At 39.8% G+C, this 12,426-nt stretch carries 8 protein-coding genes; 6 read left to right on the top strand and 2 right to left on the bottom strand.

What is annotated here, in order from left to right; translation table 11 throughout:
* A complete protein-coding gene (locus BN997_RS09025; RefSeq protein WP_042531554.1) occupies positions 1–1,311 on the bottom strand; it encodes a 6-phospho-beta-glucosidase in 1,311 nt (436 codons plus the stop codon).
* 323 nt (positions 1,312–1,634) lie between these two features.
* Here BN997_RS09025 and BN997_RS09020 point away from each other — a divergent pair, with 323 nt between their 5' ends.
* Positions 1,635–2,357, top strand: a complete 723-nt coding sequence (locus tag BN997_RS09020) for a GntR family transcriptional regulator (protein WP_042531552.1) — start codon at positions 1,635–1,637, stop codon at positions 2,355–2,357.
* A gap of 27 nt (positions 2,358–2,384) precedes the next feature.
* Entirely contained in the window at positions 2,385–3,083 is a 699-nt protein-coding gene (gene chbG / locus BN997_RS09015; RefSeq protein ID WP_042531551.1) for a chitin disaccharide deacetylase, read from the top strand.
* Between the two features lie 127 nt (positions 3,084–3,210).
* On the opposite strand, the gene BN997_RS09010 is transcribed toward chbG, so the two are convergent.
* The gene (locus BN997_RS09010; RefSeq protein ID WP_042531549.1) at positions 3,211–4,251 is read right to left on the bottom strand and encodes a YdcF family protein; all 1,041 of its coding nucleotides are present in this window, start codon (positions 4,249–4,251) and stop codon (positions 3,211–3,213) included.
* A gap of 160 nt (positions 4,252–4,411) precedes the next feature.
* On the opposite strand from BN997_RS09010, the gene BN997_RS09005 reads away from it, so the two are divergent.
* The 4 genes from BN997_RS09005 to BN997_RS08990 all read left to right on the top strand — a co-directional run bounded on the left by BN997_RS09005 (position 4,412) and on the right by BN997_RS08990 (position 12,335).
* Positions 4,412–5,560, top strand: coding sequence for a CapA family protein (locus tag BN997_RS09005; RefSeq protein ID WP_042531547.1), 1,149 nt, complete (start codon positions 4,412–4,414; stop codon positions 5,558–5,560).
* A gap of 711 nt (positions 5,561–6,271) precedes the next feature.
* The gene (locus BN997_RS09000) at positions 6,272–8,383 is read left to right on the top strand and encodes a purple acid phosphatase family protein (protein WP_042531545.1); all 2,112 of its coding nucleotides are present in this window, start codon (positions 6,272–6,274) and stop codon (positions 8,381–8,383) included.
* A gap of 509 nt (positions 8,384–8,892) precedes the next feature.
* Entirely contained in the window at positions 8,893–10,863 is a 1,971-nt protein-coding gene (locus BN997_RS08995) for a beta-glucoside-specific PTS transporter subunit IIABC (RefSeq protein WP_042531543.1), read from the top strand.
* 35 nt (positions 10,864–10,898) lie between these two features.
* Positions 10,899–12,335 (top strand): 6-phospho-beta-glucosidase, encoded by a 1,437-nt coding sequence (locus BN997_RS08990; protein WP_042531541.1) that lies wholly within the window; start codon positions 10,899–10,901, stop codon positions 12,333–12,335.
* The last annotated feature ends 91 nt before the right edge of the window (positions 12,336–12,426 follow it).

Raw genomic sequence — 12,426 nt, 5'->3', positions numbered from 1 at the left:
CTAGCGTTTAAATTGTGGCAAGTAATCTTCATGTGCTTCCAACAGTTCATCTAAAACCACTTTTGCTTTTTTCTCATCTTGAATTAACGGATTTACCAGAAAGGCATTGTAGGCGTCCTTGTAATCTCCTGACATACTCGCCTTGATTACCAGCTCTTCCATTGCTTTCATATTTTGAATCATCCCCCGCATCGGTGCAGGAATTTCCCCAATCGCAATCGGCTTCGGACCATTCTTTGTAATCACGCAATTTGCTTCAATCACTGCGTCATAAGGTAAATCAGGAATCGTGCCATGATTCCACGTATTTACCGTTTGGATATCTTCTTTGTTATTATAAATAGAATCCATTAAACTGCAGGCAACTTGACTGTAAAATGCACCACCGCGCTGTTCCAGCTCTTTTGGCTTCTCTCGGAGACTTTCTTGTTTATATAGATCAAACAGAGATTCTTCTAACGCTTGAACAACTTCCGCACGTGTCCCATTCTCTTCATAAGCTTTTAGATCTTTTTCCAATACTTTTTCTGATTGAAAGTAATACTGATGGTATGGATTCGGCAACAGTCTGGCAGATTGAATAAATGTTTCTGACCAATCTAATGGCATAATATTTGCCGGACTGTAATCAAACTCTTTTGAAAGCAGCTTTTGGAATACATCCTCTGTCCGATCCTCTCCGCTGACATAGACCTTGTCTCCAAACACAAAATGATTCAGCCCGATAAATTGAATCCATACATCCTCAGGAGGGACCTGTAATAGTTCAGCCGTAGAATGTCGCATATTAAATGGAATATTACAGACACCAATAACCTTTTTATGTGCCGAATGATTCAGCAGCGCTTCCGTAACGATACCTGCCGGATTGGTAAAATTAATCATCCACGCATCTGGACAAAGCTCCTGGACTTCTTTAGCTACTTCCATTAATACTGGAATCGTTCGAAACGCTTTCATTATTCCACCAGCACCGTTTGTTTCTTGCCCAATCATTCCATGCTTCAACGGAATTCGCTCGTCTTGGGCTCTTGCTGCTAATCCGCCAACCCGAATCTGTGTCGAGACAAAATCTGCTCCTTTTAAAGCACTTCTCCGGTCCAGCGTCCAAGTTAACTCAATAGCTGCACCCGCCTCTTCTATCATCCTGTTTCCTAATTGACAAATTGTAGCTACCTTTTCTTTCCCGGCTTCCACATCCACCAGAACAATTTCTGAAACAGGAAGTGTCGGCTGCCGCTCGATAAGTCCTTCTAAAATTTCTGGCGTATAACTGGAACCTCCACCGATAATTACTACTTTTAAAGACATAATCGACTTCTCCTTTAATTCTATTTTGTAATCGCTTTAATTGTTTTATCTGTATTACCTGTTTTAAATGTATCATACAAATTTTTATTTGTCTATATAAAATAAAATATAATTGTTGTAACAATTGTGTTTTTATCAATTATCTAGTAAACTATCTTTATAGTAGAAACTTTCATAAGAATTTAGATACTGATTTCTTAAAGAATGCTATGGATAAAATCACTTTTTCGTGTCTTTAGTCCTATTCATTGCTTTATCCCTTGTACTTTTACACTTAAAAGGGTATGATTTTTTAAAAGTGTCGCTAAAGGAGTACGGAATCTATGGAAAGAAACCAATCGCTACACACTTATATCAAAGAAGAATTGTTACATCGTATTAAGACAAATCAATATCAGCCCGGCGAGAAAATCCCTCCCGAACTGGAATTATGTAAGAGCTTTAATGTCAGTCGTACCACGGTTCGTACCGCTTTAAATCAGCTTACATTAGAAGGATATTTAGTTCGTCAGCAAGGACGGGGCACGTTTGTTGCAGATAAGAAAGTAAAACAGGCTTTATCCCAGACAGTCAGAAGATATAGTGACCAATTAGCCGACCAGGGGAAACATCCGGAAATTGAAGTATCAGATATTTCTGTCGTTGCTGCAAATGAATTATTATCTGATCAGCTAAATGTGAATCTCCAGGATCCTATTCAACGTATTGAGCGTGTCCGTAAAGCGAATGGAGAGCCTACACAGTATGAAGTAGCTTATGTCCCCTGGTCTGTTGCTCCGGGGATTACTGCAGAACATGCCGGCCATTCTCTATATAAATCATTAAATGAATTTTTTGATGTGTGGATTGCGAAAACCTCAGAAAATATCGAAATAGCTTTTGCAGATGAGCAAATTTGCAAATTTTTGGAGTGTGAGCAAGGTCTGCCCTGCTTTTACATTGAAACACTGGCGGAAGATAAAGACGGAAATAAAGTTGAGTTTTCCAGATCTTTTTTTCGGGGAGATAAAACAAACTTCTCGATTGAACGTACTTATTCGAAGTAATTAAAAAATCTATCAGGAGTGGTTTTCATGCGAATAGAAATCAATGCAGACGATTTCGGATTGACAAAAGGAGTGACAGATGGAATCATCCAGGCGCATCAAGACGGCTGCGTAACATCAACAACCTTAATGATGAATGGACTTGCAACCGATTACGCTGTCGAAAAGGCGCTGGAAAATCCCGATTTAAAGGTTGGCATTCATCTTGTATTAACTTGGGGAAAACCGCTTCATTCATCTGTGCCAAACCTCGTTAAATCCGATGGCACCTTTCGATTCACCAGCGGCTATCGCGATATGGAAGCTCCGAATATTTCAGAAGTCGAATTGGAATGGCGCGCACAGCTGGATGCTTATTTAACAACAGGTTTGCCACTTGATCATATCGACAGCCATCATCACGTTCATGGCTGGCCTCCTTTAAAAAATCTAGTCATCCAGCTTGCCAAAGAATACGATGTTCCTGTGCGTTATGTTGATTCCATAGCGGATCATCCGGAAATATGCTGGACAGATACGCTGTGGACTGGTTTTTATAAAGAAGGAATCACTGATGATTTATTTGATGTTCTTCACGAAGAAAATGGAACATCAATTGAAGTAATGACCCATCCCGGGCAAGTGGATGACGATTTAAGGAAAGTCAGCTCGTACACGGATGACCGCGAGAAGGAAATAGAAATTCTCAGCAGGATAAAAGTTCCTGATTGGGCAGAGAAAAAATAAAGCGTCCCCCCATTCATGAGGGGTTTCACGGCCAATTCTCTTTGATAAAAAAAGAAATCCAAACATCTCAAATTCTGTAGAAAGAATGTTGATAACGTTTGGATTTCTTTTTTTATGAAGTATGTTCTCAGGTAAAAAAATAGCTGATAATGGATAAAAGCAACGCAAAGCCCATAATACAGCTGACTGCCATAAAATGACGGCGGCGTCCCATGACAACAACAGCAATATATTCCCTGACCATGGCATTTGGCCAATAATAAAATGCTGTTTTTGAACCAATCCCCTGGCTGTCCAATCCAGCTTTTCGTGCATAAATCCCAGCACGGAATAAATGAAAATTATTCGTTGCGAAAATACTCTGGTACGTTCCTTCTCCACTCAAGTTATCCATGATTCTTTTGGAAAACCTCATATTTTCATACGTGCTGACTGATTTGTCTTCTTGAATCGTATCTTCCACTGGTATTCCTTTTTCTACAGCATAGTTTTGCATGGCTTCGGCTTCTGGAAGTCCTTCATCCGGGCCCTGTCCCCCGGAAAAGATAATTTTCGGCGGAACCGTAACTTTTTTCTGCTGATGATAAAATTCAATCGCTTTATCAATTCTGCTGGCCAACAATGGAGACACCCGGTCATTAATCAAGCCGCTTCCTAACACAATGATAAAATCTTGGTTTCGTTTTGGACGGCTCCATTGATTCAGTCCATAAGCTGTTAAAAAGTTAAACATATGCAAGAAAACATAGATAACAACCAAGCTGGCTCCTCCAAATAACGGATGCAAATACTCCGGGAAAAACTGTGTCGGATTGACCATATTGAAAATAATCAATGTAAGTATGCCTATGGCCATGATCAATGTTAAGGAGTTCCTGAATCGTTTCCCCTCCTTCTCCATTAACACTTTGGCATTGTAAAATAACCCGGCTATTAATGCGAGCACGCCAAACGGAATCATCAAAATCAAAAGTAAAGCAGGAAAAACCAGCACGATATACTGATAAGGCCCATCGATGTAAATATAAAAGAATGCGCAAAAGAAAAAGAAAGTGATTAAAAACCCATTAAACAAAAACCCGTTAATCAACTTACGCGGGTCCCGAAGATAACTGATTAGAAATAGAATTAAAAATAATAGCGGTATGGAAGCAATAAAATATATCAAATACACGCACCTCTTTCCATCTGTTCTCATTGACCTTTCTACTATCTAAGAAGAAGGAAGTTCTTTCATTATAATCTTTTCTATAAATGAAAGCATTATTTGTTTCAAAATAATTATGTGGTAGAATGTATCTAATTAACAGCTAAAGGCGGAGACTTCTATGCATAAACTAACCTACTTTTTCATCGCCCTTTTTCTTTTAACAGCATGTACACCCGCTACTGATTCGAATATAAGCAGCCCCCACTCTCATAGAAACATCTCACTGAGCGAGAAGGAAACGGATTGGATTCATTCACAAATTACAGTTTCCGCTATTGGAGATATTTTAATCCATGACCGTGTATACGACGATGCCTGGGATGGGAAAAAATATAATTTTAAACCGATGCTTGCTGAAACTGCCGATTATTTAAGAGAACCGGAAATCACTGTTGCCAATCAAGAAACCATTATGGGCGGGGAATCTATCGGCTTATCAGGGTATCCTAATTTCAATAGTCCAGTCGAAATTGGAGATGCTTTACAGGATGCTGGCGTCGATATCGTCACCATGGCCAATAATCATACATTAGACAGCGGCGAAGAAGCGATACAAAACGCCATTGCCTATTATCAAGAAATAGGAATGCTTTACACGGGAAGCTTCCAAAGTAAAAAGGATCAGTCTGAAATCAGAGTAATAGAAACAGATCAGAACATTTCAGTTGCTTTTCTAAGTTATACATATGGAACGAACGGCATGCCTATCCCAGAGGGAAAACCTTATCTCGTTAATTTGATCCAACGGGAGCAGATCAAACAAGAAGTTGAAAAAGCAAACGAGCTGGCAGATGCAACAATTATCAGTCTGCATTTTGGCGAAGAGGAAGCGCGAATGCCTAATCAGGAACAAAAGGATTTAGCACAGTATACTGCGGATCTTGGCGTGGATGTCGTGATTGGTCATCATCCGCATGTTCTTCAGCCGATAGAATGGCTGGAAGGAAAAGAAGGAAACCAGACATTGGTAGCTTATTCTTTAGGAAACTTCCTTTCCGGTCAATATCAGTTTTACAATCGTATTGGCGGAATTTTTGAATTTGATTTGGTGAAGAAGGCAGATGAAGTACACGTCGAGGCTCCCCGCTTCCTGCCGACCTTTGTGGAGTTTGAAGAAGATGGTGGTATCATGAAAGATATACAAGTTGTTCCATTAGAACAAACAGCGAAGGAGCAGATAGAGAATCTTGATGACGTTTATTCTGAAATGCAAGCCCATATGACGCAGTGGATGCCTGAATTGGATTGGATGAATTTGTCTAAATAGCAATAAGGGTTATTAAAAATAATGGCGGCTAGAATGTTTAACTCTGTCACATCCACTGAGTAAATTAACTAAAGACAGCGATAAAAGTGACCAACTCATGAAAACGCTTGAATCTCTGTTGACTTCATGATGTAGTCGTGATAGATTATATGTGTTAATTAAAAATAATTTATATAATTTTAGGAATGTTACCTATTTGGGCATAACCTGAGCGAAATAGAAGGATGCAATCCCTTTGCGTCTATTCTTATTCGTTCAGGTTTTTTATTTGTAAAAATGATCATCTCATTAGCTCAGAATAAGGAATCATCTTGGAAGTTGTGCATAAAGACATTAAACGGCTGAATTATTCGCCTCTTCACTTTCATCTGTTGTATCTCTAAATAAGCCTTGATTAAATAGTTAAAACCCATGTTGTAAGATTTATGCGTGTTTTCTCGACTGCTGTAACGGTTGGTCAGGAACGGCATTTCTTATATTCAAACAGATAAAGCTTACATGTTTTTTGTCTCAAAAAAAACATTATGTTCGCTTCCCAAAAAAGGAAAGCGCTTCCATTTAAATCCAAAAAAGGATGATGACTAGATTCATGCGCAGAAAATTACTTGTGAAAGGAGGTAAGATTCATTTTGAATGCCAAGCCTTCGTTTGTGAAGCTATTCTGAGCAAAAGAGATATTCATTATATAAAATATAAAAAAGGATGGTAGCTATGAAGAATAAAAAGTTAATTCTTTTTTTAATTGGTTTATTGGCAATAGCAGCAGTATTAGGAGCTTGCACCAATCCATCTTCTGATGATGCAGAGACTGACAGTCCAGAAGAAACGGAAGCAGCAGAGAAAACGGAGACCACGAATAAGAGTGCCACTTCGCTAGAGTCATTATTTGATACTGATATTACAAGCTTGGAAACTGTTAACGTGGTGGATGAAGATATGGAATGGCGCTATTACGATGATGACAAGGACCCAAATGCCGGAACTTGGTATGAAGGTTGGAATAAGCGTAATGGCTGGGCATATCCTGAAGGCTGGTTAGACTGGGGCACCATTCCAATGGAGTTTACAGAAGAAGATTGGCCAACCTATGAAGGAACTGTATTTAGTACCAGCCCCGAAACAGATGGACAAGTGTTAGCGACAACGGAGGATAGTAAAGCAAAAAGTACTTACTTCTTACGCCATACGTTCACACTAACCCAAGAACAAGCGGAGAGTATTTATGCACTTGAAATTACCGCTCGTTACAATGATGCAATGACAATGTATATCAACGGAAGTCCTGTAGGGGGGTTCCACAATATCCCAACTGATAATTATTCTGAAAATATGGAATACGGGGCACAAGAAGAAGTTGCTGATGGGGAATTTATTGAAGAAACCTTTATTGTAGATGACGTTTCAAGTATTACCAATGGTTATGTACCCGGTGAGTATGAAGAAGTTTACGATGAAGAGAATGATATGATAACGCATGAATTAAGTGAAGCAACAACAGATGATGATGGCAACACCTTTATGAACATTACTATCGCTGTTGAATTACATGCGTATGACCCAGATGATAACGAAGCCAGTTTTGAATTAGTGGACGTCATCCTTAATCCGGATGAGACCGAGCTGGCAGCAGACAGTGAAGCTGTGAAGAATGTTTCTGTCAATACAGGGGCAGACGAAGACAGCATTAATTTCACTTGGAATGCTTTATCCTCTGAAACAGGATATGTAGAAGTTGTTGAAGGAACAGATCCTGAAGCATTCTCTATAGAAGATGCCACTGTTTATGAAGCAGATTCCACAGAACTAGCTTATACGAAATTTACAGAGACAGATTATTACACTAACAAAGCAACTGTCGAAGTGGAACGTGATACCGATTACCTCTATCGTGTCGGTAACGAAGACGGCTACTCGCAAGTCTTTCCACTGCGTACACAAGATATCGCGGATGGTTACGAGGCAATTTTCTTAGCAGATGCTCAGATTGGTACCGGCACGATTCCAACCGATGTTTTTGGATGGGAAGAAACATTAGCGCATGCGTTTGAAACTGCGCCAGATGCTAGTATGATTCTAAACGCAGGTGACTTTGTAGATGCACCAGATAAAGAAAGTGAATATGATGCATATTTTGAGCCAGAGATTCTAGCTTCTTATCCAACTGCATCCGCCGTAGGAAATCATGATGTTGCTCCAAACTATAAAAATCACTTTAATGAGCCCAATTTAACGTCATATGGTGAAGATGAGGCAGGCAGTGATTACTACTTCACTTATGGTAATGTTTTATACTTGGTGTTGAATGCCAATAATATGAATAACGAAGAACATGTCCAATTCTTGGAAGAAACAATGGAAGAGACAGCCGATCAAGAATTTGACTGGAAAGTGTTGATGTTCCACCAATCTATTTACGCAGCCGGCAAACAATCGGAGAGTGAGGACGTGCCTATTCGACGTGATGTTTTAGTCCCTGCTATTGATGAGTCAGGCATTGATGTTGTATTAATGGGGCATGATCATGCTTATGCCAGAACCCATCAAATGCATAACTTTGAACCGGTTGAAGATGTTGAATTTGAAGATGAGAATCAGACAGCTGCTGTGAATCCAGAAGGAACATTGTATATAACAAGCAGCTCTGCCAGCGGCAGTAAGTATTATGATTTAGTAGAAGAATACGACTACTTGGCTTTCAGAGAGCAATTTTATGTACCAACCTTCTCTCATATCAGCTTTACTGAAGACACATTTGCGATCACATCTTACCGCACTGATACAATGGAAGAATTTGATTCTTATACGATTAGAAAATCAGAATAGGTTATATAAAAGTCGCGGTTCCTTTCATTCAGGGACCGCGGCTTTTATATTCAATCATCCCTCCTTCTCTGCCGCTAGATTAAAAGAAGTTTAAAATTCATTTTATAAGTATTAAAGATATAATCGCGACAAATGGTGAAAAACTCCGGATAAGAGAATAACTCCTTTTGAAGGAATCTATATTGGCGTATTTTCGGCTGAATATCTTTCTCATTTATCAAAGCTTTAGAGCATTTTTTCCATTCTTCAACCGTCAAACTTCCAAGATAATACTAAAAGTAACCAATTATTGAAAACGCTTAAAAAATTGTTGACTTCCTATAAAAGCCGTGGTAAGTTATAGTTGTTAATTAACAACACAATTGTATATACAAATTTAGGAATGTTACCTATTTTGGGCATAACCTGAACGGAATGGAAAGATGCAATCTCTTTGCGTCTATTCTAATTCGTTCAGGTTTTTTATTTGCAATTAGTCATTCAAATATAATTAGAAAGCGGGGAAAAAGATGAAGTACGAGCAGTTAGCTAAAGAGATTATTGAATTAGTCGGCGGCACAGAGAACGTAAATAGCGTAACACACTGTGTGACAAGACTCCGTTTCCGATTAAAGGACTCCCAAAAAGCGGATCGAAAGGCATTAGAGAATCATGAGGATGTCGTCACTGTCCGGGAAAGTTCCGGACAATATCAAGTCGTCATCGGCAACCATGTTCCGGATGTTTACAAAGCAGTCGTTGCTGTAGGCGGGTTCGAAAATGAGAAACAAGAAGATGACAATGAAGCTAAGGATGACGAGAAAAAAGGGTTATTCTCCAGCTTCATCGATATTATTTCGAATATCTTCATCCCAGTTCTTCCTTTACTGATGGCAACAGGTATTATCAAAGGATTTAACTCAATGTTCATCGCGCTGGGCTGGTTAGAAGATACCAGTGGTACGTCGCAAATACTGAATGTGATTGGTGATGGCTTCTTCACATTCTTACCTATATTCTTAGGTTACACAGCCATGAAAAAATTTGGCGGCACACCTTTCCTTGGTATGGCCATTGCTGCTGCGCTTGTTCACCCGAACCTCGCAGGAATCGGAGAAAGCGAACCATTCATGACATTATTCAGCGGGACGATTTTAGAATCACCCGTACAAGTATCCTTTTTAGGAATTCCAATTATCTTAATGAGCTATACCGCTTCCGTGGTACCGATTATTTTATCCACTTACTTTGCGGCGAAAATAGAACGCTGGTTTGCGTCGATTATTCCGCAAGTGGTGAAGTCGTTTATCGTGCCATTCTTAACATTGCTTATCATTGTTCCATTAACATTTATTGTTATTGGTCCTATCGCAACATGGCTGGCACAATCCATTGGATATGCCATCCAAACAGGCTATGAAGCCGTCCCGGTCATTGCCGGTATCGTTGTCGGCGGGTTCTGGCAAGTATTAGTTATTTTCGGTATTCATTGGGGTATTATTCCAATTTATTATAATAACTTAGCTGTGCAAGGGTTTGATATGCTCATCGCGATGACATTTGCTGCTTCCTTCGCACAAATCGGTGCAGTACTTGCTGTCTGGATAAAAACAAAGAATAAAAAACTAAAAAGGCTCAGCTTCCCTGCCTTTATCTCCGGGTTCTTTGGTGTAACAGAGCCTGCGATTTACGGGATTACCCTGCCATTGAAAACACCATTTGTTATGAGCTGTATCGGATCTGCCGCTGGTGGTGCGATTATTGCTATGACAGGTGCAGCGCTTTACAGTGCAGGACCTTTGGGTGTATTTAAAATCCCGACATTTATCCATCCGGAAAACGGGATTGACGGCGGTTTCTGGGGTATGCTGGTATCCATCATTGTAGCATTTATCGTTGCCTTCGTATTAACATACTTCTTCGGACGTATTAATCAAAAAGAAAATACCGAAGCGGTCGTCGGCGATGAAAAAATGCAAGAAGAAGTTCAAGACCAAGCATTGGTTGAAGATGATGTGAAGCAGACCAATCAAGAGATTACCGTCCAAAACGAAAATATTTTAAGCCCTGCAAATGGAGATATCATTCCATTAACGTCCGTTCCTGATGACGTATTCGCTTCCGAAGCAATGGGTAAAGGCGTTGCGGTCCAACCAAGTGAAGGCAGGATGTATGCTCCGGCAAATGGGGTCATTACCACACTCTTTAAAACGAATCACGCTATCGGTATGACCACAGACAATGGCGCAGAAATTCTGATTCATATTGGAATGGATACCGTAGAATTAGATGGAAAATTCTTTGAAGCACGTATGAAGCAAGGGGATACAGTAAAAGCAGGAGATTTGCTGGTTGAATTTGATATCAATCAAATCAAACAGGCTGGATATTCTGTCGTCACCCCTATCGTCATCACGAATACAAAGGCTTATAATGAGCTTGAAATTGTGTCGGGTGATACAATAATGAAAGAAGATGTATTAATTATTACAAAAGTGTAAAAAGAATATTTATAAAAATGCAAGGAGGAATTTTCATGACAAATAACAAACGATTTCCAGAAGGTTTTCTATGGGGCGGCGCTATTGCTGCCAACCAAGTAGAAGGAGCTTATCTTGAAGATGGAAAAGGACTGACAAACGTTGACTTACTCCCTACCGGAGAGAAAAGAAGAGGGATAATGGAAGGCCATATTACCGATCTCAAGCCGAATCCAGAAGATTTCTACCCTAGTCACGAAGCGATTGATTTTTATCACAACTATAAAGAAGATATCGCATTGTTCGCAGAGATGGGCTTCAAATCATTTAGACTCTCTATCTCATGGGCACGTATTTTCCCGAATGGAGATGACGCAGCTCCTAATGAAGCTGGTCTTCAATTTTATGATGATTTGTTTGATGAGTTACGTAAACACAATATTGAACCCGTTGTAACCATCGCACACTTTGATGTACCTGTATCCCTGATTGAACGGTATAACAGCTGGGAAAGCAGAAAACTCGTTGATTTATTTGAAAAATATTCGATTACGATTTTCGAGAGATACAAAGATAAAGTAAAATACTGGATGACATTTAATGAAATCAATATGCTGCTGCACCTTCCATTCATGGGAGCAGGCATCGTCCTTAAAGAAGGAGCTAACCGCGATCAAGTACTTTATCAGGCTGCCCATCACCAACTTGTAGCAAGCGCCAAAGCGGTAAAAGCATGTCATGAGATTATTCCAGATGCACAAATCGGCTGTATGCTTGCTGCGGGTATGTTCTATCCATATACAAGCAATCCGGATGATGTTTTCAAAGCAATGGAAAAAGACCGTGAATCCTTCTTCTTCATTGATGTGCAGTCACGAGGAGAATACCCGGGCTATGCGAAACGTTTCTTTAAAGATCATAACCTGAATATCAAAATGGAACCGGAAGATGAGCAAATCTTAAAAGACAACACTGTGGATTATATTGGATTTAGCTATTATTCCAGCCGGACAACCAGTACCGACCCTGAAGTTCTAAAAAATGCTACAAGCGGCAATGTCTTTGGTTCCGTTTCGAATCCATATGTTTCTAAATCGGAATGGGGCTGGACCATTGATCCAAAAGGCTTCCGCATTACAGCTAACCAGCTGTACGACCGCTATCAAAAGCCATTGTTTGTTGTAGAAAATGGCCTTGGCGCGAAGGATGAAATAAATGCAGATGGCACTATCACCGACGACTATCGCATCGATTATTTGAAAAAACATCTTAACGAAATGGGAGAAGCAATCGAGGATGGCGTGGACATCATCGGTTATACCAGCTGGGGCCCGATTGATATCGTCAGTGCGTCCACTGGTGAAATGAAAAAACGCTACGGCTACATTTATGTAGACCGTGATAACGAAGGTAACGGCACATTAAGCCGTAAGAAAAAGAAAAGCTTTGACTGGTATAAAAATGTCATTGCGACCAATGGTGAAGAATTGTAATAACGATGAACCCCCCGAATGGATTCGGGGGTTTTTTACGTACATAAATTTCTTATTTTACAGGTTAAGCTGAAAAAGGAATCGTTATCTT

It is taken from the genome of Oceanobacillus oncorhynchi, assembly GCF_000821065.1.
Classification (GTDB): Bacteria; Bacillota; Bacilli; order Bacillales; family Amphibacillaceae; genus Oceanobacillus; species Oceanobacillus oncorhynchi.
The sequence above is the reverse complement of the archived record's forward strand: the minus strand, read 5'-3'. Positions and strand labels throughout refer to the sequence as shown.

Coding starts and splice junctions, on each gene's coding strand:
- BN997_RS09025 (WP_042531554.1), bottom strand. CDS start 1,311: ATGTCTTTAAAAGTAGTAATTATCGGTGGAGGTTCCAGTTATACGCCA.
- BN997_RS09020 (WP_042531552.1), top strand. CDS start 1,635: ATGGAAAGAAACCAATCGCTACACACTTATATCAAAGAAGAATTGTTA.
- chbG (WP_042531551.1), top strand. CDS start 2,385: ATGCGAATAGAAATCAATGCAGACGATTTCGGATTGACAAAAGGAGTG.
- BN997_RS09005 (WP_042531547.1), top strand. CDS start 4,412: ATGCATAAACTAACCTACTTTTTCATCGCCCTTTTTCTTTTAACAGCA.
- BN997_RS09000 (WP_042531545.1), top strand. CDS start 6,272: ATGAAGAATAAAAAGTTAATTCTTTTTTTAATTGGTTTATTGGCAATA.
- BN997_RS08995 (WP_042531543.1), top strand. CDS start 8,893: ATGAAGTACGAGCAGTTAGCTAAAGAGATTATTGAATTAGTCGGCGGC.
- BN997_RS08990 (WP_042531541.1), top strand. CDS start 10,899: ATGACAAATAACAAACGATTTCCAGAAGGTTTTCTATGGGGCGGCGCT.